The sequence below is a fragment of the Microbacterium sp. sgz311019 genome (assembly GCF_056135325.1).
The window spans coordinates 142,245-166,171 of the sequence record NZ_JBWAXO010000002.1 but is presented as its reverse complement, the minus strand read 5'-3'; the positions used below and the strand labels follow the sequence as shown (position 1 = coordinate 166,171).

The 23,927-nt window shown below is 70.1% G+C and carries 25 protein-coding genes; 11 read left to right on the top strand and 14 right to left on the bottom strand.

What is annotated here, in order from left to right:
- Positions 1–324: 324 nt before the first annotated feature.
- Both AC0NZN_RS03635 and AC0NZN_RS03630 read right to left on the bottom strand, forming a co-directional pair.
- Positions 325–1,212 (bottom strand): M23 family metallopeptidase, encoded by an 888-nt coding sequence (locus tag AC0NZN_RS03635; protein ID WP_474590902.1) that lies wholly within the window; start codon positions 1,210–1,212, stop codon positions 325–327.
- 219 nt (positions 1,213–1,431) lie between these two features.
- On the bottom strand, positions 1,432–2,133 hold the full coding sequence (locus AC0NZN_RS03630) for an iron-dependent transcriptional repressor DtxR (protein WP_474590901.1): 702 nt from the start codon (positions 2,131–2,133) through the stop codon (positions 1,432–1,434).
- Between the two features lie 144 nt (positions 2,134–2,277).
- Here AC0NZN_RS03630 and serC point away from each other — a divergent pair, with 144 nt between their 5' ends.
- Positions 2,278–3,387 (top strand): phosphoserine transaminase, encoded by a 1,110-nt coding sequence (gene serC, locus AC0NZN_RS03625; RefSeq protein ID WP_474590900.1) that lies wholly within the window; start codon positions 2,278–2,280, stop codon positions 3,385–3,387.
- A gap of 147 nt (positions 3,388–3,534) precedes the next feature.
- Here the strand turns inward: serC and AC0NZN_RS03620 are convergent, their stop codons facing one another.
- Both AC0NZN_RS03620 and AC0NZN_RS03615 read right to left on the bottom strand, forming a co-directional pair.
- Positions 3,535–4,179, bottom strand: a complete 645-nt coding sequence (locus AC0NZN_RS03620) for a DUF3027 domain-containing protein (RefSeq protein WP_474590899.1) — start codon at positions 4,177–4,179, stop codon at positions 3,535–3,537.
- The gene (locus tag AC0NZN_RS03615) at positions 4,163–4,543 is read right to left on the bottom strand and encodes a cold-shock protein (protein ID WP_474590898.1); all 381 of its coding nucleotides are present in this window, start codon (positions 4,541–4,543) and stop codon (positions 4,163–4,165) included. The genes AC0NZN_RS03620 and AC0NZN_RS03615 overlap by 17 nt, the downstream gene beginning before the upstream one ends.
- 149 nt (positions 4,544–4,692) lie before the next feature.
- Here AC0NZN_RS03615 and AC0NZN_RS03610 point away from each other — a divergent pair, with 149 nt between their 5' ends.
- From AC0NZN_RS03610 to AC0NZN_RS03600, 3 genes are all read left to right on the top strand, one after another.
- Positions 4,693–5,007 carry a multidrug ABC transporter ATPase gene (locus AC0NZN_RS03610; RefSeq protein ID WP_474590897.1) on the top strand — a complete coding sequence of 105 codons (315 nt, stop codon included), beginning with the start codon at positions 4,693–4,695 and terminating at the stop codon, positions 5,005–5,007.
- Between the two features lie 18 nt (positions 5,008–5,025).
- The gene (locus tag AC0NZN_RS03605) at positions 5,026–6,750 is read left to right on the top strand and encodes a helicase-associated domain-containing protein (protein WP_474590896.1); all 1,725 of its coding nucleotides are present in this window, start codon (positions 5,026–5,028) and stop codon (positions 6,748–6,750) included.
- A 76-nt stretch (positions 6,751–6,826) separates the two neighbouring features.
- Complete coding sequence (locus AC0NZN_RS03600; protein ID WP_474590895.1) at positions 6,827–8,527, top strand: DNA repair helicase XPB; 1,701 nt, start codon at positions 6,827–6,829, stop codon at positions 8,525–8,527.
- A 75-nt stretch (positions 8,528–8,602) separates the two neighbouring features.
- Here AC0NZN_RS03600 and AC0NZN_RS03595 read toward each other — a convergent pair whose 3' ends face one another.
- The 5 genes from AC0NZN_RS03595 to folE form a co-directional block, all read right to left on the bottom strand.
- Positions 8,603–10,450: a bifunctional metallophosphatase/5'-nucleotidase gene (locus AC0NZN_RS03595; RefSeq protein ID WP_474590894.1), complete on the bottom strand. Its 1,848-nt coding sequence runs from the start codon at positions 10,448–10,450 to the stop codon at positions 8,603–8,605.
- A 162-nt stretch (positions 10,451–10,612) separates the two neighbouring features.
- Positions 10,613–11,335, bottom strand: coding sequence for a dihydrofolate reductase family protein (locus tag AC0NZN_RS03590; protein WP_474590893.1), 723 nt, complete (start codon positions 11,333–11,335; stop codon positions 10,613–10,615).
- Positions 11,332–12,267 carry a dihydropteroate synthase gene (folP, locus tag AC0NZN_RS03585; RefSeq protein WP_474590892.1) on the bottom strand — a complete coding sequence of 312 codons (936 nt, stop codon included), beginning with the start codon at positions 12,265–12,267 and terminating at the stop codon, positions 11,332–11,334. Before folP ends, AC0NZN_RS03590 begins: the two co-directional genes overlap by 4 nt.
- Positions 12,264–13,484 (bottom strand): NAD(P)/FAD-dependent oxidoreductase, encoded by a 1,221-nt coding sequence (locus AC0NZN_RS03580; RefSeq protein WP_474590891.1) that lies wholly within the window; start codon positions 13,482–13,484, stop codon positions 12,264–12,266. The genes folP and AC0NZN_RS03580 overlap by 4 nt, the downstream gene beginning before the upstream one ends.
- Positions 13,481–14,071 (bottom strand): GTP cyclohydrolase I, encoded by a 591-nt coding sequence (gene folE / locus AC0NZN_RS03575; RefSeq protein WP_474590890.1) that lies wholly within the window; start codon positions 14,069–14,071, stop codon positions 13,481–13,483. Before folE ends, AC0NZN_RS03580 begins: the two co-directional genes overlap by 4 nt.
- Positions 14,072–14,175: 104 nt before the next feature.
- Between folE and AC0NZN_RS03570 the strand changes: the two genes are divergently transcribed.
- The 5 genes from AC0NZN_RS03570 (at position 14,176) to AC0NZN_RS03550 (ending at position 18,622) form a co-directional block, all read left to right on the top strand.
- Positions 14,176–14,841, top strand: a complete 666-nt coding sequence (locus AC0NZN_RS03570) for a helix-turn-helix transcriptional regulator (protein WP_474590889.1) — start codon at positions 14,176–14,178, stop codon at positions 14,839–14,841.
- Positions 14,842–14,884: 43 nt separating this feature from the next.
- Positions 14,885–15,736 carry an NAD-dependent epimerase/dehydratase family protein gene (locus AC0NZN_RS03565; protein ID WP_474590888.1) on the top strand — a complete coding sequence of 284 codons (852 nt, stop codon included), beginning with the start codon at positions 14,885–14,887 and terminating at the stop codon, positions 15,734–15,736.
- Between the two features lie 63 nt (positions 15,737–15,799).
- The gene (locus AC0NZN_RS03560) at positions 15,800–16,492 is read left to right on the top strand and encodes a response regulator transcription factor (RefSeq protein ID WP_474590887.1); all 693 of its coding nucleotides are present in this window, start codon (positions 15,800–15,802) and stop codon (positions 16,490–16,492) included.
- A gap of 19 nt (positions 16,493–16,511) precedes the next feature.
- Positions 16,512–18,218, top strand: coding sequence for a sensor histidine kinase (locus AC0NZN_RS03555; RefSeq protein ID WP_474590886.1), 1,707 nt, complete (start codon positions 16,512–16,514; stop codon positions 18,216–18,218).
- 119 nt (positions 18,219–18,337) lie between these two features.
- Positions 18,338–18,622: a WXG100 family type VII secretion target gene (locus AC0NZN_RS03550; protein ID WP_474590885.1), complete on the top strand. Its 285-nt coding sequence runs from the start codon at positions 18,338–18,340 to the stop codon at positions 18,620–18,622.
- A 72-nt stretch (positions 18,623–18,694) separates the two neighbouring features.
- Here AC0NZN_RS03550 and groL read toward each other — a convergent pair whose 3' ends face one another.
- From groL to AC0NZN_RS03525, 5 genes are all read right to left on the bottom strand, one after another.
- Complete coding sequence (gene groL / locus AC0NZN_RS03545) at positions 18,695–20,314, bottom strand: chaperonin GroEL (RefSeq protein ID WP_474590884.1); 1,620 nt, start codon at positions 20,312–20,314, stop codon at positions 18,695–18,697.
- Positions 20,315–20,451: 137 nt separating this feature from the next.
- Positions 20,452–20,655 carry a cold-shock protein gene (locus AC0NZN_RS03540; protein ID WP_320941544.1) on the bottom strand — a complete coding sequence of 68 codons (204 nt, stop codon included), beginning with the start codon at positions 20,653–20,655 and terminating at the stop codon, positions 20,452–20,454.
- 118 nt (positions 20,656–20,773) lie between these two features.
- On the bottom strand, positions 20,774–21,346 hold the full coding sequence (locus AC0NZN_RS03535) for a LytR C-terminal domain-containing protein (protein WP_474590883.1): 573 nt from the start codon (positions 21,344–21,346) through the stop codon (positions 20,774–20,776).
- A gap of 49 nt (positions 21,347–21,395) precedes the next feature.
- Positions 21,396–21,644, bottom strand: a complete 249-nt coding sequence (locus AC0NZN_RS03530) for a DUF3263 domain-containing protein (protein WP_474590882.1) — start codon at positions 21,642–21,644, stop codon at positions 21,396–21,398.
- A gap of 48 nt (positions 21,645–21,692) precedes the next feature.
- Complete coding sequence (locus AC0NZN_RS03525; protein ID WP_474590881.1) at positions 21,693–22,676, bottom strand: DUF2332 family protein; 984 nt, start codon at positions 22,674–22,676, stop codon at positions 21,693–21,695.
- A gap of 74 nt (positions 22,677–22,750) precedes the next feature.
- Here AC0NZN_RS03525 and msrB point away from each other — a divergent pair, with 74 nt between their 5' ends.
- Together msrB and AC0NZN_RS03515 are read left to right on the top strand one after the other, a co-directional pair.
- Positions 22,751–23,152: a peptide-methionine (R)-S-oxide reductase MsrB gene (gene msrB / locus AC0NZN_RS03520; RefSeq protein WP_474590880.1), complete on the top strand. Its 402-nt coding sequence runs from the start codon at positions 22,751–22,753 to the stop codon at positions 23,150–23,152.
- Between the two features lie 15 nt (positions 23,153–23,167).
- Positions 23,168–23,926: an SDR family oxidoreductase gene (locus tag AC0NZN_RS03515; protein ID WP_474590879.1), complete on the top strand. Its 759-nt coding sequence runs from the start codon at positions 23,168–23,170 to the stop codon at positions 23,924–23,926.
- The last annotated feature ends 1 nt before the right edge of the window (position 23,927 follow it).

Sequence of the window (23,927 nt, the reverse complement as noted above, 5' to 3'; positions counted from 1 at the left end):
GTCCTCTCGAATGGCCGGGACGGCTTCGCGGTATTCGATGTGGAAGCGCTGTCGAGCGCGTGAGGGCATGAAAAAAGGCGCTGTCTACAGACAGCGCCTCGGCGCCGCGGACATGCCGCGGCATCCGCTCGTGCAATGCCGAAGGACGAGCAATCCGAGCGCATCCATGGTGCGGATGCGTGGTGTGCTGCCCATCGGCTCTCCCTCGCTCTCTCAAGCGTTCCGGGTTCAGGCTAACGCACACGCCACCTGATGAGGCCCGCGAGCGGGCGAAACATCAGGTGGCGTGTCGAAGAACGGATGCCGCCGAGCGACGCGTGCGGTCTACGGAACGGGACCCGCGTTGGCGACGATCCACTGCAGCGGGTCGATCGTGACGCCGTTGAGGTGCACCTCGAAGTGGAGGTGGTTGGCGGTCGAGCGGCCGGTGCTGCCGACTGCGCCGATCTGCTGGCCGGCGGCGACGGTCTGGCCGACCTGGACCAGGCGGCTGCCGTAGATCATGTGGCCGTAGACCGTCGTGATGCGCTGGCCGTTGATGATCGAGTCGATGTAGATGCACACGCCGTATCCGCCGACGCTGTCGGCAGAGGTGCGGACCACACCGGCCGCCGCCGCGAAGATGGGGGTGCCTGCCGGGTCGAGCAGGTCGACGCCCTGGTGCTCGCCGCCGCGGGCGAGGTAGCCGTCGCCGATCTTCTGGACGTGGGCGAGCGGCCAGCGAACGGTACCGCTGCCGGGTGCGACCAGACCATAGTTGTAGTTCTTCGTCGCGGCGGGCGCTGCCGCCTTGGCCTTTGCGCGCGCGGCGGCCGCGGCTTCGGCCTTCGCCTTGGCGAGCTCCTCGGGAGTCGTCGCGGTGTAGGTGTCGCGCTGGACCGACGCCTCGGTCGCATTTGACGCGACGACCAGCGTCTGCGCGTCGCCCGCCGCGACCTGCTGCAGCGTCTTCGCGCTGGCGGTCGGCGTGAGTGCGCCGAAAGCGGGGATCGCCACCGTGGCGACGAGTCCGCCCACCATGGCGAGGACGAACACCGCCTTCAGCGGCTTTCGGACCCGACCCTTGCGCGGCGGGACCGCCGCGGCGGTCGCGCGCTCCGGCAGTCGGCTCGAGGGACGGTGCGCGGTCGTGCGCTCCGTCCGTCGGGTTCGGGTCAGACCGGTCTGGGAGTCTGCGTTCTCGTTCGACGGCGCTTGGATGTGCTCAGCCAAATTGTCCTCCGGCGCCTCTGCGCCGGAGCGCTGGCTCGTCAGCACTGTTGTGTCGGGGCACGAGGTGCGGGCTTCACCGCGCAGACGACGAGCCGGAGAGGCAATCCGTGCGGAGTCCGTCGGCGGGCTTCTCGCCTGTGGACTTCTTCACGCTACCCGATGGTAACGAATATGTCACGCTGGCGCCGATGATTGAGACGATCCAATACCGAACCGTGCTCAGTTCCTGTCATCCACGAGGAAGATGTGCGACGCGACCTCCACCGGAAGCTCGAGTGCCTCGTCGTTGTCGTCCATCTGGACGAGGACGTAACCCTCGCTGAACCGGAAGTCGCCGCGGGCCCCCGGCACGACCCCGGCGGATTTGAGCTGCTGCAGGAGCTCGGGGTCGACCTGAGCGGGCTCGGCGAGGCGTCGGACGACGCCCTCGATGGGCTCTCCGGCCTCGTTGAGCCGCCGCACGAGTCCGACGACCGCCGTGTGGTCGAACGGCAGCACGTCGTCGCCCAGCTGCTCGAGGCCGGGGATGGGATTGCCGTACGGGGACTCGGTCGGATGACCGAGCAGCTCGACGAGCCGGAGCTCGACCTGCTCGCTCATCACATGCTCCCAGCGGCACGCCTCTTCGTGCACGTAGGCCCAGTCCAGCCCGATGACGTCGCTGAGCAGCCGCTCCGCGAGCCGGTGCTTGCGCATGACGTCGACCGCCTTGTGGCGGCCGGAGGCGGTCAGTTCCAGCGTGCGGTCGTCGGACACGATGACGAGACCGTCACGCTCCATGCGTCCGACCGTCTGCGACACGGTCGGCCCCGAGTGGCCGAGGCGCTCCGAGATACGTGCGCGCAGCGGCACGATGTTCTCCTCCTCGAGCTCGAGGATCGTGCGGAGGTACATCTCGGTCGTGTCGATGAGATCGGTCATGGGGGCGGGGTCCTCCGCTCGCGGAACAGGCGCTCCCAGCCTATTCGACGCGCCACGCCCGGAGCTCTCGCCGGCGAGGCGTGCACCCCGTCACGAGCCGTCACGCGGACGGGGGGCCGGCATCCCTCGCTTTAGACTCGGGCCATGCCTGACGTGGAGATCCCCCTCGACCTGCTGCCCGCCGACGGACGCTTCGGGTGCGGCCCGTCGAAGATCCGCCCCGCCCAGCTCGAGGCGCTCGTGCGCCGCGCGGCGATCCTCGGCACCTCGCACCGGCAGGCGCCGGTGAAGGATCTCGTCGGCAGTGTCCGCGCGCGCCTGGCCGAGCTCTTCCGCGCTCCGGAGGGCTACGAGATCATCCTCGGCGACGGCGGATCGACCGCGTTCTGGGATGCCGCAGCCTTCGGCCTCATCGAGAAGCGCGCGCAGAACCTCGTCTCGGGCGAGTTCGGCGGCAAGTTCGCCGCCGCGGCCGCCGCCCCGTGGCTCGAGGCGCCGGACGTGCGCAAGGCCGAGCCGGGCACCCGCGCATCGGCCGACCCCGTCGAGGGCGTCGACGTGTACGCGTGGCCGCACAACGAGACTTCCACCGGCGTCGCCTCCCCGATCGTCCGGGTGCGGGGGGATGCGGGCGCCCTGACGGTCATCGACGGCACGAGTGCCGCGGGCGGCATCGACTTCGACGCGACCCAGATCGACGCCTACTACTTCGCGCCGCAGAAGAACCTCGGCTCCGACGGCGGCCTGTGGTTCGCGCTCGTCTCCCCCGCGGCGATCGAGCGCATCGAGCGCATCGCCGCGTCGGGCCGCTACATCCCGGACTTCCTCAGCCTCAAGAACGCGCTCGACAACTCGCGACTGAACCAGACGTTGAACACGCCGGCGCTCGCCACACTGCTCCTGCTCGACGACCAGCTCGAGTGGATCAACGGCAACGGCGGCCTCACGTGGGCGGACGCCCGCACGCACGAGTCGTCGCAGGCGATCTACGACTGGGCCGAGGCGTCCGCCGTCGCAACGCCCTTCGTCGCCGACCCGGGCGACCGCTCCCCCGTCGTCGCAACGATCGACTTCGACGACAGCGTTGATGCCGCCGCAGTCGCGAAGATCCTCCGCGCGAACGGCGTCGTCGACACGGAGCCGTACCGCAAGCTCGGCCGCAACCAGCTGCGCATCGCGACGTTCGTCTCGATCGAGCCGGACGACGTGCGGCAGCTCCTGCGCTCGCTGGACTACGTGCTCGACAACCGCTGAGCCCTGTGCGCGAGCGCCCGACGAGTCGATGACCGGCGGGTGCTCGCCCCGTTCTGCGCGCGGTGGTCCGGCCCATCGACGAGCCCGTCGATCACCTGCGGACGGAACGCACCGCGGCTTCCGCGCCCGGCGGCAGGCTGAGGAGCCTCAGTCCTCGTCGGGCTCTTCGTCCTCGTCGGACTCCTCGTCGTCGGACTCGTCCTCGTCGGATTCGTCGTCGTCGGACTCGTCCTCGTCGGATTCGTCGTCGTCGGACTCGTCCTCGTCGTCGAATACGTCCTCGTCCTCATCCTCGGCCACGAGATCGATGTCGACGCCGTCGATATCGCCGCCGTGCACATGCATGCCGGCGTCGACGGAGTCGTCGACATCCAGATCACCGTCGTCGTCCGAGTCGTCGATGTCCTCGTCGTCGGACTCGTCATCCTCGACGCCCGCGGCCACGCGCTCCGCCTCGAGGATCGCCTGCTGCGCCTGATAGTCGGCGAGCCGCACGGCCCACGGCACCCAGTCGGGCGCCAGCAGAGCGTCGTCGCCCGGAAGGAGTTCGACCTCGAGGACGGTCGGCTCCTCGTCCTCGACACGAGCGAGGCTCACGGTCCAGAACCAGCCGGGGTAGCCCGCAAGGCGGTTCGCGAAGCGCAGCGAGACCACGCCGTCGTCCTCGAGCGTGTAGCCCGCGGCATCCCCGACCGTCTCGGCCGGGGTGATCTCACGGAGGGCAGCAAGCGCGAGGTCGTGCGCGGCGAGCAGGCGCTCGTCGGCCACCCCGGGCTCAGGCCTCGAAGTCATCCGCGACCTTGCGCAGCACCGCCGCGATCTTCTTCGCCTGCCCGCTGTTGGGGTAGCGACCGCGACGCAGGTCTCCGCCGATGCCGTCGAGCAGCTTGACGAGGTCCTCCACGATGACGGCCATGTCGTCGGCCGAGGTGCGAGCGCGCTTAGCGAGGCTCACGGGGGCCTCCAGTACGCGCACCGACAGCGCCTGCGGACCGCGCTTGCCGTCGGCGATGCCGAATTCGACGCGCATGCCGGTCTTCACGGCCGAACCGGCGGGCAGGGCGGAGGCGTGCAGGAAGACGTCCTGGCCGTCATCCGAAGCGATGAAGCCGAACCCCTTCTCGTCGTCGTAGAACCTGACCTTGCCGGTGGGCATGCGAAACCTCGCTCGTGTCGGCCCGATGTGCGGGCAAAACGGGTAGGGGGAGTCCCACCCCGGGAAACCACAAGCCTACGGCACAGCACGCCCTCATCGCCCGCCACGGCGAGGCGTCGTGCAGAGGCGGGCACGCTAGGCTGATGCGGATGAGCACTGGCACCGGCGACAACGGACAGCGCGGCGGAGATCTCCCGGTCCGGCGCATAGACCGCATCCTCGCGTTCATGGCGCTCGGGCTCACCGTGCTCTCGATCGTCTGCTTCTTCGCCGTGATCCTCGCGCGGCCCGCAGGCGTCGTCGACTTCTCGCAAGGCCTCTGGCCGACCATCATCGTGATGCCGCTCATCGCCCTCCCGATCGCGTTCGTCCTGATCGTGGTGCTGCTCGTCATGAGCTTCGTGCGGCGCGCGCGTGCGAACAAGGCAGGCGGTCCTTCGGGCGGCTCCCGCGCGGGTCGGTGAGCGGACGGGCGTGGCGACGTGAACGACACGACCGACGCGCGCGCGCTCGCCACGTGGCTGTCCGAGAGGGATGATGCGGCTCTCGCAGAGCTGTTCCACCTCCGCGGCGTATCGACCACCTCCCCCTGGCACGACTTCTTCGATGCCGCCGAGGGCCTGCTGGACCCGGCATCCATCGATCGCGCCCTGGCCGCCGCTCCCCGCGACGAGCTCGTCTCGCTCGCAGCCGGCGGTGCCCCCGACCTCACCGCGCGCGCGCTGACACGATCGGACGGCGTTCCCTATGCCGCGGTCGCCGCGCGCGTCGCGGAGGCTCGCCGGGGCGCGCCGGACGCATTCGAGCCCGTGCCCCCGGCGACGGATCCCGCGCCGGCATCGGAACGGGATGCGGCGGCCGCCGCCGAGCGCATCTTCACGTCGCTCAGCGCCCTGACCGACATCGTCGCGGCGAGCCTCGACGCACCCGTCTCGACGACGGCCGCGGGCACAGTCAGCGCCACCGCTCGTCGGGCGCTCGTCGAAGGTCACGTCGTGGACGACGGCGACGCCCTCGACGACCTGCTGGCGCTCGCCGCCGATGCCGGCCTGATGCGCCCCGTCGAACGGGAGTGGCGGGTCACCGAGCGCGGCGAGCGCTGGCTCTCCCTTCCGGCTCTCGAACGCTGGGATGCGGGGGCCCGAGCGTACGCGGTGCAGCTGCCCCGCGGCCTCCGGTCCGTGAGGGGGTACCTGCCGTACGGCGGATGGACGGGCACCTACCCGCTCGACCCGACGTGGCCGCTGCGGGCTGCGACCCTCCGGCGCCGCGCCCAGCGCTGGGGCCTGCTCGCGGGCGACGCCGAGCCCGCGTGGGCGCGAGCCCTCCGACTCGAGGGGTCTCCCGACACCGCAGCGCTCGCGACGCTGCTCCCCGCCGAGATCGACAAGATCTACCTCCAGGCCGATCTCACCGCCATCGCCCCCGGCCCGCTGCGCTCCGACCTCGATCTGCGTCTGCGCGGCATGGCGGCCCGCGAGTCGCGGGCGCAGGCCTCGACGTACCGCTTCACCGAGGAGACCGTGGGCGGAGCCGTCGCCGCGGGCGAGACGGAGTCGTCGATCCGCGAGTTCCTCGGCGACCTCTCCCTGACCGGCATCCCGCAGCCCCTCGCGTACCTCGTCGAGCGCACCGCCGCACGGCACGGACTCGTCCGCATCGGAACAGACGCCGAGACCGGCCGGACCCGCATCGACAGCGCGGATGACGCGCTCCTGCGCGCGCTCGCGGTGGATCAGTCGGTGCGCTCCATCGGACTCGTCGAGACCGAGGACGGGCTCGAGACGCGCGTGCCCCGCGATGCCGTGTACTGGACCCTCGCGGACGCGCGCTACCCGGTCGTCGCGCTGGACGCCACGGGCTGTCCGGAACCGCTGCGCCGTCGCCGGCCCCTGCTGCCGGACGAGGCCGCAGAGCCCCTGGCGCACGCCTCGCTCGTCGCCGCCCTCCGGAAGAGCGCCGACACCGGCTCGGATGCGGCGTGGCTCGAGCGCGAGCTGGAACAGGCGGTGCGCGCGCGTGCGATCGTGATCGTCGACGTGCGCCTGCCCGACGGCTCCACTCGCGCCCTCACGATGGAGGCCTCCGGCCTCGGCGGCGGCCGCTTCCGCGGCCTGGACCGCGCGGCCGACGTCGAGCGCACACTCCCGGTGAGCAGCATCGCCGCCGTGCGCCACGCCCCTGTCGTCGAGAGCCCCGGCCGCTGAGCCGGTTCCGCTCCAACGCCAGGCGATCGGTGGGCCGGAGAGCCCGGCACAGCGGCCACCGGTAAACTCGGACGCTATGGCTGACGGACCGCTGATCGTGCAGAGCGACCGAACCGTGCTGCTCGAGGTGGCGCACCCCGATGCCGCGAGCGCGCGGCACGAGCTGGCGATCTTCGCCGAGCTCGAGCGCGCGCCCGAGCACATCCACACCTACCGCATCACGCGGCTGGGCCTGTGGAACGCCCGCGCGGCGGGACACGACGCGGAGGACATGCTCGCGACGCTCGACCGCTGGTCGCGCTTCCCGGTGCCGCCGTCGGTGTCGATCGACATCCGCGAAACCGTGAACCGGTACGGCCGGCTGGTGATGGAGCGTCTTCCCAAGAACGAGGACGGCTCGGGCGGCGAGCTCGTGCTGCGAGCGACGGATGCCGCGGTCCTGGCCGAAGTCTCCAAGAACAAGCGGATCCAGCCCCTCCTCATCGGGCACCCCTCCCCCGAGACGTATGTCGTGGATGCCTGGGCACGCGGCGCCATCAAGCAGGAGCTCCTGAAGATCGGCTGGCCGGCCGAGGACCTCGCGGGCTACACGCCGGGGACCCCGCATCCCATCGATCTGGACGAGGACGGGTGGCATCTGCGCCCGTACCAGCGCAAGGCGGTGGACACGTTCACCGAGGGCGGCTCGGGTGTCGTCGTGCTCCCCTGCGGCGCGGGCAAGACGCTCGTCGGCGCGGCCGCGATGGCCGACACGAAGACGACGACGCTCATCCTGGTCACCAACACGGTGAGCGCACGCCAGTGGCGCGACGAGCTGCTCAAGCGGACGTCGCTGACACCCGAGGAGGTCGGCGAGTACTCCGGGCAGACCAAGGAGATCAAGCCGGTCACCATCGCGACCTACCAGATCCTCACCGCGAAGCGTAAGGGCCAGTATGCGCACCTCGCCCTGCTCGACGCGCTCGACTGGGGTCTCGTGGTCTACGACGAGGTGCACCTCCTGCCGGCGCCGGTGTTCAAGCTCACCGCGGACCTGCAGGCGCGCCGCCGACTGGGCCTCACGGCGACGCTCGTGCGCGAAGACGGGCGCGAGGGCGACGTCTTCAGCCTCATCGGGCCGAAGCGGTTCGACGCGCCCTGGAAGGAGATCGAGGCGCAGGGCTTCATCTCCCCCGCCGCCTGCTACGAAGTGCGCGTCGACCTCCCGGACGGCGAGCGCCTGGAGTACGCGGCCGCGGCCGACGATGAGCGCTACCGGCTGGCGGCGACGGCACCGGCCAAGATCGACGTCGTGCGTCGCCTGGTGGAGCGGCACAAGGGTGAGCAGATCCTCGTCATCGGGCAGTACCTCGACCAGATCGACATCCTCGCTGAGGCGCTCGACGCGCCGAAGATCACGGGCTCGACCCCCGTCGACGAGCGCGAACAGCTGTACCACGCGTTCCGTGCGGGGACGGTCGACGTTCTCGTCGTGTCGAAGGTCGCGAACTTCTCGATCGATCTGCCCGAGGCATCCGTCGCCATCCAGGTGTCCGGATCGTTCGGGTCGCGCCAGGAGGAGGCGCAGCGACTGGGCCGGCTCCTTCGCCCGAAGCAGTCGAACCACACCGCGAGCTTCTACACGCTCATCGCCCGCGACACCGTCGATCAGGACTTCGCCCAGAACCGCCAGCGGTTCCTCGCCGAGCAGGGGTACGCGTACACGATCCTCGATGCCGATCGGATCACTGCGAGCGATGCACGCGTCGCGGTCGGGGTCAAGGCCGATCCCGCATAGCGAGTCGACACCCGACCTGCGGGAATGACGGACGGCCCGGCGCCGCAGCGCCGGGCCGTCCGCATCCATTCGGCCCTACTGCCCGGTGATGCGATCGAGCGGCACCGGCGAGTACGGGCTGTGGGCGGACAGGTACGCGGCGAACGCGTCGATGTCCAACCCGCCGTAGTAGACGTTCTTCGCACCGAGGAAGGTGCCGAAGTTGTCCCCGCCGCCGGCCAGGAAGTTGTTCGTCACAACCCGGTACGTGTCGCCGTCGACGAGCGGCTGCCCGTTCAGCATCACTGCGCTGTATTGGCCGGTCGCCGCCGAATACGTGTACGAGAAGCCGCCGCTCACCTGGAGGACCTTGCTCTGGGAGCCGGCATTCTTGCCGGTCCTCTGCTCGGTCAGCAGCTGCTTGATCTGCGCTCCGGTGAGGTCGAGCGAGACCAGGTAGTTGTTGAACGGCTGCACGGTGAACGCCTCCTCGAACGTCACGTCACCGGGAGCCTCACCCCACTTCGACTGCGCGTAGACCAGGTCGGCACGCACGCCGCCCGGGTTCATCAGAGCGATGACCGGCTTGGCGAACGAGCCCACGACGCTGGGATCCGCCAGCTGAGCGTCGGCGATGAGGTCGCCGAGCGGGGTCTCGCCGCCCGCGTTCGCCGTGCGCGTGACGTCGGTCGTGATGTGACCGATGACCTTGCTCGCAATGGGCTTCACGAGCTCGTTGTACTGATTGATGATCGCCGTCTCGGCCGCGTCCTTCGCGACGTTGCGCGTGACGAGCACGTTCTCGCTCTTCACCGACGTGCGCACGATGTCCTGTGTGCGACGGTCATACGTGAGGGTGGTGTCCGTGAAGAGGCGCCCGAACGAGGACGCCGACGTCACCATGCGGTCGTTGCCGGCAGGGTCCTTGATGTCGCACACGTACGGCTGGTGGGTGTGACCGGAGATCACCATGTCGATCGCGGGGTCGAGACCCTTCGCGATCGGGATGATCGGGCTCGTCGGGTCGAGCTCCGCGCCGTTCGCGCAGGCGGCGTCGTACGACGGGTTCACCGTGTAGGGCTTGTCGTCCGGCCCGTACCAGGTCTGCTGACCCGGCGTGCCGCCCTGGTGGATGAGCACCACGATCGCGTTGACGCCCTGGGCCTTGAGCACCGGCACGAGCGCGTTCGCCGTGGCAACCTCGTCCGCGAACTCGAGGCCCGCGACGCCGGAGGCCGTCACGATCGTCGGCGTGTCCTTCAGCGTCATGCCGATGAACCCGATCTTGGCGCCCTTGATGTTCTTGACGGTGTAGGCGGGGAGGATGGTCTGGTCCGTGCCGGCCTTGAAGACGTTGGCGGCGAGGTAGGTGAAGCTCGCGCCCGGGAACGAGCCGGTCGGGCACGAGTTCTGGTTGTTCATGCCGTCGCCGTCGTCGATGCAGCCGCCGTGGGCCATGCGCTGCAGCTCCTGGTAGCCCTCGTCGAACTCGTGGTTTCCGACGGCGGACGCGTCGAGCTTGAGCGCGTTCATCGCAAGGATCGTCGGCTCGTCGTGGAAGGCCCCGGACAGCAGCGGCGACGCACCGATCAGGTCGCCCGCCGCGACGGTCAGTGAGTACGGGTGCCCCACGCGCGCCTGAGCGAGATGCGTCGCGAGATACTCCACGCCCCCGACGCCGGGAGGGGTGAGCGAGTCGGTCGTGATGTCCGTCGGCTTGGTCGCGCCGGCCGGCAGGGCATGACCGGTGATCAATCGGCCGCTGGATCCGGTCGGCGCCTCCAGGTTGCCGTGGAAGTCGTTGAACGACAGCAGCTGGATGTCCATCGTCGGACCGTTCGGGGTGTTCGGCGGCTCCGGGGCGGCGGTCGCGGGCGAACCCGGGCCGGCGACTGCGAGGGCGACCGCGGTGGCCGCGACGACGGCGGCTCCGGCCAGTCTCATGGCCGATGTCTTGCGTGTGCGCACAGACTCATCTCCTTCTGCGAGCGGGGTGGCTCGCGGCATCCATGCACCTCTTATGGCGCATTCAGCAAAAACATAATCGACGGTGGGTGGCCGCGACAGGGGGGATGTGCTGACTGCGGGTGAACAGCGCGTCGCGGGTCAGCGCGGGGACCGCCGGTAGCGCAGGAACAGCTCGTCGCCGACGCGCCGCACATCGGCGAGCGCCATCCGCCGCTGGACCTCCAGTGCATGGTCATCGTGACCGATGCGCGGAGCCCGCCCCGCCACCAGCATCGGGCTGAGCGTCAGGCAGACCTCATCGACGAGATCCTCCCGCGCGAGTTCTCCGAACAGCGACGGGCCGCCCTCGCACAGGATGCGCCGACCCGCCGATTGCGCGAGCTGCTCGATCGCGTCGGCCAGATGGATGCCTTGGATGACGTCGGCGACCTCTGCGAGTGCTCGCACCCGGGCCGGCAGCGAATCGCGCATGGTCACGACGATCGGGCGCACGACGGCGCCCGTGAAGACGGGATGCTGCGCCGATATGCCCGCTGACGCCGTGAACACGGCGATCCGCGGCTGAGGCGCGAATCCCGAGGCCACGCGCCAGGCGGCATCCTCGTCGTCCACTCGCATGCCGCGGTATCCCTCCGCGATGACGGTGCGGGCGCCCACTGCCACGACATCCGCATGGGCGCGAAGCGCCTGCATCGTCCGCGTGTCGGCGTCGTCGCCGAGTCCACCGCTCCGACCGCCGACGGTTGCCGCACCGTCGATGCTCGCGATCATGTTCATCCGCAGATGAGGGCGAGAGCCGTCGGGCACGTCGTACATCTCCCGCAGGGCTTGGGCGGACGGACCTTCGGGCTCGTGGCTCACGAATTCCCCTCCGGGCGCGTGTTGTGCAGCAGGTACGCCGGCTCGCGCCATCCCTGGATCGCCTCGACCATGCGCATCGCGTCGACCGTCTCGCGCACGTTGTGCGCCCGGATGATGCGAGCCCCTCGCGTGGCGCACCACACGGCTGCGGCCAGCGACCCCGCCAGGCGGTCGCCACGCTCGCGGTCGAGGGTCTCGCCGACGAAGTCCTTGTTCGAGAGGGCGACGAGCAGCGGGTGTCCGAGGGATGCGAGCTCCCCGAGCCGACGCGTGAGCTCCAGTGAGTGCAGCGTGTTCTTGTTGAGGTCGTGGCCGGGATCGACGATGATGCGATCCTCCGCGACGCCGCGCGACACCGCGAGCGCGACCCGCTCTCGGAGGAACTCGGCGATCTCCGCGACGACGTCCTCGTAGTGGGGCTGGGGCAGCTGTGTCCGCGGGACCGCGCGGCTGTGCGCCACGATGAGCGCGACGTCCCCCGCGGCGACGACGTCCGCCATCCGGGGGTCCCTGACGCCGGTCGTGTCGTTGATGATCGCCGCGCCGGCCTCGATCGCCGCCTCGGCGACCTCGGGGTGGAACGTGTCCACGCTGACGAGCCCCCGCGGTGCGAGCGCGCGCACCACCGGGATGACGCGTGCGCACTCCTCCGCCACCGCAACGGGCGGGCCCGGGGCGAACTTCACCCCGCCGACGTCGACGATCTCGGCGCCGGCCCCGAATGCCGCCGCCCCGGCGGCCACGGCCGCTTCGAGGGCGAAAGTCGCGCCGCGGTCGTAGAACGAGTCGGGTGTGCGGTTCACGATCGCCATGACCGCGATGTGCCGGGTGAGATCGAGCTCGCGCCCGCCTCCTGCGCGCAGCACGAGGGCCGGGTCGGCGTCCCGCGTGCCGCCGACGGCGGCGAGAGGAGAGGTGGCGGGAGCCGTCATGCGACGAGCGTACCGAGCGGCACGGACGGATCGGCGAGGGCCGTGGCATCCAGCCTCTTCCCCGAGCGGATGAGCTCCTGCACGGTCTCGTTGACGTCCCACACGTTGACGTTCATTCCGCCGACCACGCGATCGTCGTCGACCCAGAACGCGATGAACTCGCGGCGCTCGAGGTCGCCGCGGATGACGAGGCGCGCCTGCGACATGAGCGGCGGGTAGCCGGACAGCTCCATCCCGAGGTCGTACTGATCGGTGTAGAAGTACGGGATGTGATCGAAGACGGCGTTCTGTCCGAGCATCGACCGCGCCGCCACAGGCCCCGCGTGCAGCGCGTTGGCCCAGTGCTCGCTGCGCAGGTGCTGCTGGATGACGGGGTGGTACGCGTTCGCCACGTCACCGGCGGCGAAGACGTCCGGAGCGCTCGTGCGCAGATTCGCGTCGACGAGGATGCCGTTCTGCACGTCGATGCCAGCGGCCTCTGCGAGTCCCGTGTTGGGCACCGCTCCGACGCCGACGAGCACGAGATCCGCGGGCACGATCTCACCGTCGACGACGACGCCGTCGGCCCGCGCCTCGCCCACGACGCGCTCCACGTTCACCGACATGCGCAGGTCGACGCCGTGCTCGCGATGCATGCGGGCGAAGACCTCGCCGAGTTCGGCGCCGAGGGCCGCGGCCAGCGGTACCGGGTCCCGCTCGAGCACTGTGACCTCGTTGCCGAGCCCCCGCGCGCTCGCTGCGACCTCCAGTCCGATCCAGCCGGAGCCGATGAGCACGAGCCGCCTCCCGCCGCCGCGCAGCTGCTCCGCCAGCGCCTTCGAGTCGTCGAGCCTGCGCAGGGTCATCACGCCGGGCAGGTTCGCCCCGGCGATGGGCAGGCGACGCGGGCTGGCTCCCGTCGCCAGCAGCACGGCGTCGTAGGTCAGCGCCTCGCCGCCGGCGAGCCCGAGCCTGTGCTCGGCGGGGTCGAGGACGATCGCGGGGGTCGATGTGCGCAGCGCGATGTCGTTGTCGGCGTACCACTCCGCGGGATGCAGGATGACGGCATCCAGCCCCTCTTCTCCCTGCAGGTAGCCCTTCGACAGCGGCGGGCGCTGGTACGGCGGATGCTGCTCGTCGGCGACGATCGTGACATCGCCGTCGAAGCCCTCTTCGCGCAACGTCTCGGCGGCGGATGCGGCGGCCAGCCCGCCGCCGACGATGACCAGATGGGTCACGATCTTCTCCCCTCGTCCAGGATCCTCCGGCGCAGCCCGTCATCCGTCGCGAGCGCGCCGCGGAACGCGGCGGTCTCGGTGACGGACTCCGCTGCCCGCACTCCGCGGATCGACATGCACAGGTGCTCCGCCCGCAGCACGACGCCGACGCCGCGCGGCAGGAGGACCGACTCGAGCTCGTCCGCGATCTGCGTCGTGAAGCTCTCCTGCACCTGAAGACCGCGCGCGTAGCGGTCGACGACCCGCGCGAGCTTGGACAGGCCGACGAGCCGCTCGTCCGGCACGTAGGCGACATCGGCCTCGCCGCGGAACGGCAGGAGGTGATGGGCGCACAGGGACGTGAACCGGATGCCGCGCACCACGACCAGATCGTCGTAGCCGGTGTCGTTGGCGAAGGTCGTCATGGCGAACGGCTCGGGCGTCGTGAGCTCGAGCAGGCCTTCGACCACTCTGCGCGGCGTGTCGCTGAGGTGCTCGCGGGCGATGTCGTGGCCGAGGGCGGTGAGGAGCTCGGCGACCGCCGCTTCGGCGCGATCGCGATCGATCGGGTCGTCGTCCAGCGCGTGGAGTGCGGTCGGTGTGGTCATGTCGCGTCCTCTCGTCCGTCCCAAGACTCCTGCCGTTTTCCTGACGCTAGGCCCTTCTGAAATTATTGTCAAGCATCTTGTTTTTAGAGTGGTACACTCCGGATATGCGTCTCCGCAACGATCTGGATGCGATCGGCGCCCTCGGCGATCCGGTTCGCCGACGGCTGTACCGGCTCGCCGCAGAGTCGGCCGAGCCGCTCACCCGGGACGCCGCCGCCGAGGCTCTCGGCATCCCGCGCAGCACGGTCGCCTTCCACCTCGGCCGCTTGGTCGACGCGGGCGTCCTCGAGGTCGACAGCAGACGGCCATCCGGTCGCAGCGGACCGGGAGCGGGGCGTCCCGCGCACGTCTACACGCCGGCGGCGGATGAGCTCATCGGATCGCTCCCCGAGCGCCACTACGAGCTGGCGGGCGAGCTGCTGGCCGCCGCCGCCGATCGCGCGGACGCCGAGGGGACCACTGTGCGCCGGGCGCTGGGCCAGGTGGCCCGCCGGGCAGGCGCCCGCTTGGGTGCGGCATCCGACGATCTCGAGGACGCCCTCACGATGTGCGGCTACGAGCCGCGCGACGACGGGGCCGGCGGGCTGACGCTCGAGAACTGTCCCTTCCATGTGCTCGCCCAGCGCTACACCGACCTCATCTGCACCGCGAATCTCACACTCGTCGAGGGGATGGCGGCGGGCGTCGGCGACGAGCGGACGCCCGTGCTCGAACCGCGGCCGACCCATTGCTGCGTCGCGATCCGCACCGCGCAGGCCACGGCATCCTGATCGGGGCGCACCGCACACGCTCCGGCGATGAGAGAGTGGACGCATGCGCATCGCCGTCACCGGTTCATCCGGAAAACTCGGGTCCGTCGTCGTCCGGGAGCTCCGTGCCTCCGGCCATGAGGTCATCGGATTGGATGTCGCGGGCCGGCGCGGACCCGGCTTCGTCCAGGTCGACCTCACCGACTACGGGCAGGTCGTCGACGCCCTCACCGCGGTGAACGACCGGCACGACGGCTTCGACGCCCTCGTTCACCTCGCGGCGATCCCCGCGCCCGGCATCCGTGCCGACGTCGCGACGTTCCACAACAACATGCCGGCGACCTTCAACGCGATGTGGGCCGCGGTGCGGCTCGGCATCCGTCGCATCGTCTACGCCTCGAGCGAGACGGTCCTGGGCCTTCCGTTCGACGTGCCACCGCCGTACATCCCGGTCGACGAGGAGTATCCGCCGCGTCCCGAGTCCGTCTACTCGCTCGTGAAGGTGCTCGAGGAGCGCATGGCGACCGAGCTCGTGCGCTGGCACCCAGACCTGTCGATCACCGCCCTGCGATTCTCGAACGTCATGTGGCCCGAAGACTACGACGCCTTCCCGTCGTACGACTCCGATGCGTTCCTGCGCAAGTGGAACCTGTGGGGCTACATCGACGCGCGCGACGGCGCGCAGGCGATCGAGCGGGCGCTGGATGCGGCCATCCCCGGGTTCGAGGCATACATCATCGCGGCCGCCGACACCGTCATGTCACGGCCCAATGCCGAGCTCGTCGCCGAGGTCTTCCCGGGCGTGCCGGTCCAGGGCGACCTCGGCGTGAACGCCACGCTGCTGTCGATCGAGAAGGCCCGCCGTCTCCTCGGCTACTCGCCGCAGCACTCCTGGCGCGACGATCGCGCGGAATAGTCCGCACGGGCCCGCGCGGCGCGCATCCTCCCTTCTCCTGCCCGGACCTGGCATATTGGGTCCATGACCGCTCCGCGCATCCTCGTCGTCGACGACGAACCGAACATCCGCGACCTGCTGATCACCAGCCTGAGATTCGCCGGCTATCAGGTTCGCGCCGTCTCGAACGGCGCCCAGACGATCTCCGCCGTCCTCGAGGAGGAGCCGGACCTGATCATCCTCGACGTCATGCTGCCCGACATGAACGGGTTCAGCGTGACCAAGCGGCTCCGCGGCGCCGGCTACACGGCGCCGATCCTCTTCCTCACGGCGAAGGACGAGACCGAGGACAAGGTCGCGGGCCTCAACGCGGGCGGCGACGACTACGTCACGAAGCCGTTCAGCCTGGACGAGATCGTGGCCCGCATCCAGGCGATCCTGCGCCGCACGATGCAGGCGGATGAGGAGTCGGTCATCCGCGCGGGCGAGCTGACGATGGATCAGGACACGCACGACGTCTTCGTCGGCGACGCCTCGATCGACCTCAGTCCGACGGAGTTCAAGCTGCTGCGCTACCTGATGCTGAACCCGAACCGCGTGCTGTCGAAGGCCCAGATCCTCGACCATGTGTGGGAGTACGACTTCAACGGCGATGCGGGCATCGTCGAGAGCTACATCTCATATCTGCGACGTAAGATCGATCCCCTGTCGACCGAGCCGCTCATTCAGACGAAGCGCGGCTTCGGCTACATGCTGAAGGCGGGCAAGACCGCCTGAGACCTTGGGAGCGGAGTCGGTGGCTGCCGGATCGGATGCGGTCACCCGCGGGTGGCGCGGCGTCAGCCTGCGCGCCAAGGTCACCGGGGTCACCGTCGGCATCCTCACCATCGGCCTGCTCGTCGCGGGCACCGGCACGCTGTTCTTCCTTCGCAGTGCGCTGCTGAGCGGGATCGACACCTCGCTCAAGCCACTCGCGAGCGCCAACGCGCTTGCACCGCTCGTGAAGGTCAACACCAGCACGACGCCGCCGACCTTCACTCCCGCATCGTCCGTCTCGGGCATCGACTACTTCGTCGCGCTCTACGACGCGCAGGGCATCCTCAGGATCACCGCGGGCGGCAACGGCCAGCCCGAGCCGGTCTTCCCGGACACCTACCCGCTCGACAAGGCGTACATCAATCAAGAGGACGTCTTCACGCTGCAGAGCTCCTCCGGCGGTCCTGACTACCGGGCGATGGTGTCGGTGCAGGAGATCGGGGACTCACGCTCGCTGTACACCCAGCTGGTGGCGCTGCCCACGGCGCCGGTCACGAAGGTCGTGACGTCCTTCCTCGGGATCTATACGCTGCTCGCCTTCGTGATCCTCATCGCCGGTGCCCTCGCGACCCGATGGCTCGTGACACTCACCTTCCGAAGTCTCGGTCAGGTCGAGGCGGCCGCCGACTCCATCGCGGCGGGAGACTTCAGCCAGCGCCTCACCGACATCGAGCCGAGCACGACGGAGGTCGGCCGCCTGAAGATCGCCTTGAACGCGATGCTCGTGCACGTCGACGACGCGATCTCGCAGCGGGACTCCTCGGTGCGTCAGATGCGGCGGTTCATCGGCGACGCGAGCCATGAGCTGCGCACGCCGCTCGTGACCGTCCGCGGCTATGCCGAGCTGTATCGCATCGGTGCGATCGACGGTGAGGAGGCCACCGGCCAGGCGATGGAGCGCATCGAGAAGGAGGCGATCCGCATGGGCGTCCTCGTCGAGGACCTCCTCGCCCTCGCCCGCCTGGACGAGACGCGCGACGTCGTCATCACCGCCGTCGACCTGCGCCCGATCGCGCGCGACGCGGCCATGGACATCCACGCGACATCGCCCGCGCGCGTGGTCACCGTCACGGATTCCACGGCGGCGGCATCCGGATCGTCCGCGCCCAGTGCGACCGAATCGGTCGAGATTCCTTCGGTGCCGCCCCGCGGCGCGACAGCCCGGGCGCGTGCCGGCGCCACGCTGTCGCGTCTGCGCCGTCGTGGGCGCCCGACACCGTTCGCACCGGAGCCGGCCGAGCTCGTCGCTCCGTCGCAGGAGCCCATCGTGCTCGCCGACGAGAACCAGGTGCGCCAGGTCGTCGCGAACCTCCTCGGCAACGCCCGCCGCTACAGCGCCGACGATTCTCCCCTCGAACTGCGAGTGGGTGTGGATGCGGCGGACGGCACGGGCTGGATCGAGGTCATCGACCACGGCGACGGCATCCCCGAGCAGATCCGGGAGCAGATCTTCCAGCGCTTCTGGCGCGCCGACACCTCGCGCACGCGCGAGACCGGCGGCTCGGGGCTCGGTCTGTCGATCGTGGCCTCGATCGTCGAGACGCTGCACGGCACGGTGTCGGTGGACGACACGCCAGGTGGCGGGGCGACGTTCCGCGTGGCCCTGCCGCTCGCCCCGGTCGCCCCCGAGGCGCACGCCGACATCGACACGCAGCCGGTCACGCAGCCGGCGGTCGACCGCGCCTGAGTCTCCTCCCCCGGCAGGAGACTCGCGCCACTGCTCCCCAGGGCCCCTTCCGGCGAGTGGATGCCGCATCCCCCCGCCTAGCGTGGGGGAACTGCATCCCCATCCTGAAGGAGCCTGAAGTGATCTTCTCCGTCGACAGCGAGCAGGTGCTCGCCGCTACCACCGCCGCTCGCGGCACAGCCGACCGCCTCGAGGCCGAGGCCTCGGCGATGCTCGTGCAGCTGACGCAGCTGCAGGGGTCGTGGACCGGCGTCGCCGCGGCGGCGTTCCAGGACGTCATCGACCAGTGGCGCGTCACGCAGCGGCAGGTGGAGACATCCCTCGCCGCCATCACGCAGGCGCTCGCCGCTGCCGGCCGGCAGTACGCCGACACCGAGCAGGCGGCGGTGGGGCTGTTCCGGTAGGCGCGACCCGACGCTCACCCGGAAACGACGGATGCCCCGACCCGGAAGGGTCGGGGCATCCGTGCGAGTGGATCAGAAGTCCATGCCACCGGTCGGGTCGGCCGCCATGGCGGCAGCCTTCTCCGGCTTCTCCGCGACGACCGCCTCGGTCGTCAGGAACAGGCCCGCGATCGATGCGGCGTTCTGCAGCGCCGAACGGGTGACCTTCGCCGGGTCGATGATGCCCTGCGCGAACATGTCGCCGTACTCGCCAGTGGCTGCGTTCAGGCCGTGACCCGTCGGAAGCTCAGCGACCTTGTGCGCCACGACGCCCGGCTCGAGGCCGGCATTGAGAGCGATCTGCTTGAGCGGAGCCTCGATCGCGACGCGGACGATGTTCGCACCGGTCGCCTCGTCGCCCGACAGCTCGAGCGAGTCGAGGGCCTTCTTGCCCGACTGGATCAGCGCGACGCCACCGCCGGGGACGATGCCCTCCTCGACGGCCGCCTTCGCGTTGCGGACGGCGTCCTCGATGCGGTGCTTGCGCTCCTTGAGCTCGACCTCGGTCGCCGCACCCGCCTTGATGACGGCCACGCCGCCGGCGAGCTTGGCGAGACGCTCCTGGAGCTTCTCGCGGTCGTAGTCGCTGTCGGTGTTCTCGATCTCGCGGCGGATCTGGGTCACGCGACCCTCGATCTGAGCGACGTCACCGGCACCCTCGATGATCGTGGTCTCATCCTTGGTGATGATGACCTTGCGCGCCCGGCCGAGCAGGTCGAGGGTGGTGTTCTCGAGCTTGAGACCCACCTCCTCGCTGATGACCTGGCCGCCCGTGAGGATCGCGATGTCCTGCAGCTGCGCCTTGCGGCGGTCGCCGAAGCCGGGAGCCTTGACGGCGACCGACTTGAAGATGCCGCGGATCTTGTTCAGCACGAGAGTCGCGAGCGCCTCGCCCTCGACGTCCTCGGCGATGATGACGAGCTCCTTGCCGTCCTGGATCACCTTGTCGACGACGGGCAGAAGATCCTTGATGTTCGAGATCTTCGAGTTCGCGATGAGGATGTACGGGTCCTCGAACACCGCCTCCTGGCGGTCGGGGTCCGTGACGAAGTAGGGGTTGATGAAGCCCTTGTCGAAGCGCATGCCCTCGGTGAGCTCGAGCTCGGTGCCGAAGGTCTGCGACTCCTCGACGGTGACGACGCCCTCCTTGCCGACCTTGTCGATCGCCTCGGCGATGAGCTCGCCGATGGTGGGGTCTGCGGCCGAGATCGAAGCCGTGGCAGCGATCTCCTCCTTGGACTCGACCTCCTTGGCGCTTGCGAGCAGCTCGGCGGTGATGGCCGCGACGGCCTTCTCGATGCCCTTCTTGAGCGAGATCGGGTCGGCCCCGGCGGCGACGTTGCGCAGACCCTCGCGAACGAGCGCCTGAGCGAGGACCGTCGCGGTCGTGGTTCCGTCACCGGCCACGTCGTCGGTCTTCTTGGCGACCTCCTTGACGAGCTCGGCGCCGATCTTCTCGTACGGGTCGTCGAGCTCGATCTCCTTGGCGATCGAGACGCCGTCGTTCGTGATCGTGGGGGCGCCCCACTTCTTCTCCAGCACGACGTTGCGGCCGCGCGGGCCCAGGGTCACCTTGACCGCGTCGGCCAGGGTGTTCAGGCCGCGCTCGAGGCCGCGACGGGCCTCCTCATCGAAAGCGATGATCTTTGCCATGTGTGTGTCGTCCCTCCCGGACGGTGGCTTGCGATTTAGCACTCCCAGAACGCGAGTGCTAAACCTCATTCTGGCACTCGACCCATCCGAGTGCAAGCCAACGCCGGGCGTCACGCCACGCGGCGACTCAGGGGGCGTCAGGCGACGACGCGCACCGCTTCCGCCTGCGGGCCACGCTGACCGGAGCCGACGGAGAACTCGACCGCCTGCCCCTCCTCGAGCACGCGGTATCCGCTCATCTCGATGTTCGAGTAGTGGACGAATACGTCCTGGCCGTCGGGGATGGTGATGAATCCATATCCCTTCTCGGCGTTGAACCACTTCACGGTGCCCTGGGTCATGCGCTTCTCCTTGCTGGCAGAACCCGTTCATCGTATGAGCGCGCGGATGCCGCGAACCGCCGACCTGCGCCTTGTTGACGCGCCGGAAGCCAACTGTTCACAGGCCCGAAACAAAGGACTACTTCGAGGGACTGGCCTTCGCGCCCGATGCCCGGTCCATGCCGACGACGACCGCGAGCTGTTTCGCCTCCGGGTCGTTCGCGGGCTGGTACGTGTCGCTCTGCGCGACCTGTGCGCCGCCGATCGCCTGCGCGAGCCCGCGGGCAGCGCCCTCGTCGGCCGGGAGCGCGTAGTACACGGTCGTCTTCTCGAACCCGGTGGTGCCGGCGTCCCCCGCCTGAACGTTCTCGGGCTTCCAGCCGGCGGCGACCACCTGCTGCTTGACCGACGCGGCCAGGCCTGCCTGGCCGGTGGCGTTGAGCACGAGCACCGTGTACGACGGGTCGACCACAGGCGTCACACTGGGTGCGGCGACAGCGGTCGGCGACGGAGACGGCCCGAAGCTGATCTTGCCCGAGGCGATCAGCGTGCCGAAGATGCCCGCCCCCACCAGGACGACCGTCGCGAGGGCGGCCCACGTGAAGACGAGCCAGCCGCTCATGTGGGGGTTCTCCGCGCGGTGCGCACCTACCCGGCCGGTGTCGTCGGGGAGCGAGTCGAAGCGGTCCCGCGGCTGGCTCGGATTGGGCATCCCACGATGCTAACCGAACCGCCGATGGAGGCGTGCTCAGGGATGCGTGTCAGCCCGCGCCGCCGACGCGGGCGGCGCGAGAGTCGCGTCGGGCGTCCCGCAGCCGCCGGAGTCGCTTGACCAGCAGGGGGTCGTGGGCCAGCGCGTCGGCGGACTCGATCAGGTGGCCCAGCAGCTGGTAGTAGCGTGCGGGCGTCAGATCCAGCTCGGTTCGGATCGCCTCCTCCTTCGCGCCGCCGTGTCGCTGCCACGAGGCCTCGAAGGCCAGCAGATCGCGATCGCTGTCGGGAAGGGGCATCCCCATACGGTAGCCGCGGGATGCGCGGACCCTCGGCAGAGCGCGCCGCTACCCCGAGACTCGCCACTCGACGAATCCGCCGAGGGGATCCACGGCCGCCACCGCCTCGCCGTCGAGCGCCAGCACGAAGGACTCGGACGGCCACGTCGCCATCTCGATGGGGGCGCTCCACCCGTCGTGCAGGGCGGGCGCGTCCAGCGTGATCCAGCGGCCGGCCGCCCGCGCCGATTCGATGATCCGACGGCGACCGGTGAACGGCACGTGCGCGAGCACGCCCGGGGTGGTGACGACGAGTGTCGCGTGCGCCGGAGCCTGCGCGGCCGCCGCGCCGAGGATCTCCGCGGCGTCGCCCTCGAAGAGGAGCGGCGGCTCGCTCGCCGCGATGTCGAGGGCGTCGCGGATGCGGTCCGCCCTGCCCGTCTCGCCCGGCCACACCAGCGTCTCGAGCCAGCGTCGGTCGTCGCGATCCCTCGCGTCCAGAGGCGAGAGGTCGATTCCGGCGCGCCACACGACCTCGGGCAGGCGCAACTCCGGTCGACCCGGGCCGCGCAGGCGGGATTCCAGGACGACGCTCGAGCCGCCGGGCGGCTCGAGGGCGATCACCTCGCCGTCATCGAGCCGGAAGGCGTACGCGTACCGATCGGGATACAGGCACAGGCCGGCGCTCGCGCCGACCTCGAGCAGCGCGATCGGCCCCTCGATGAGCGAGAGCGCGGGCAGCAGCGCGGCGCACCGCAAAGGCTCGTTCGTCTGGACGCTGCGGCGCTCGCATTCCACGACGACGGCGTCCGCATGCGCGATGACCCAATCCCGCCAGGCCGTCGTGTCGGTCTCGGGCGCTCCGAGCAGGCGCATGACGGCGAACACCAGGGGCGGCTGGCGCCGGGTGTCCGGGATGCGGGCGAGGACGACGGCGAGGGCGGGATCGGATGCCACGGCCTCCGCCCAGCGGGCGTACAGCGCTGACCGCCCCGGCGCCTCATCCCGGGCGAACCGCGCATACCTTTCGGCGACCGCATCCCTCACACTCACGGCACCATTCTGGCGAACGCTCGGAACACTCCCCTGCCGACTCGGGTTGAATGGGTATGGCTGAAGGGATTGCCATGACCTACGACGTGACCAAGTCCGACGCGCAGTGGCGCGAGGAGCTCTCACCCGAGCAGTTCGCGGTGCTGCGCCAGGCGGCGACCGAGCGCCCGTGGACCGGGGAGCTGCTCGACGAGAGCCGCGACGGCTTCTACACCTGTGCCGCCTGCGGCGCCGAGCTCTTCAAGAGCGGCACCAAGTTCGACTCGCACTGCGGGTGGCCCAGCTTCTACGAGTCGGTGCGGCCGGAGGCCGTCGAGCTCATCGAGGACCGCACTGCCGGGATGGTGCGCACCGAGGTGCGCTGCGCGAGCTGCGGCTCGCACCTCGGCCATGTCTTCCCCGACGGGTTCGGCACACCCACGGGCGACCGGTACTGCATGAACTCCCTCGCCCTCGAGTTCACCCCCGAGTCCTGAGCCTGCGGGGTCCGAGTGACAGGCGCTGAACCACCCCGCACCGTCGTCGTCACCGGCGCCGGCACCGGGATCGGCCGCGCGACGGCGCGCGCGTTCCTCGACGCCGGCTGGGCGGTGGCCTTGGCGGGCCGCACCGTGGAGACCCTGGTCGAGGCAGGGGCGCAGCATCCACTCGCCCTTCCCGTCGTCGCGGACGTGACGGATGTCGACTCCGTCCGCAGGCTGTTCGCCTCGGTCGTCGAGCGCTTCGGCCGGGTCGACGTCGTCTTCAACAACGCCGGAGTCCCGGGACCGACCGGCGCGGTCGACGAGATCGATCCCACCGCGTGGGAGCGCACGCTGGCGGTCAACGTCACGGGTGCGATGCTCGTGGCCGCCGAGGCGGTGCGCACGATGAAGGCGCAGACGCCGCAGGGCGGGCGCATCGTGAACAACGGCTCGATCGCCGCCCACCGTCCGCGTCCGCGCACCGTCGCCTACGCCGTCTCCAAGCACGCCCTGGCGGGCCTCACGCGGTCGATCGCACTCGACGGACGCCCGTTCGGCATCACGTGCGGGCAGATCGACATCGGGAACGCGGCCACCGACCTGCTGGCGGATCTCGGCGAGGGCCGCGGCTTCACGCAGCCGGACGGCAGCATCCGTCCCGAGCCCGTGTTCGACGTCGCCGACGCCGCGCGCGCGGTCGTCCTGATGGCCGAGCTGCCTGCCGACGCGGTGATCGGCTCGCTGATTCTCACCGCGGCCGGGATGCCCTTCGACGGCCGCGGCTGAC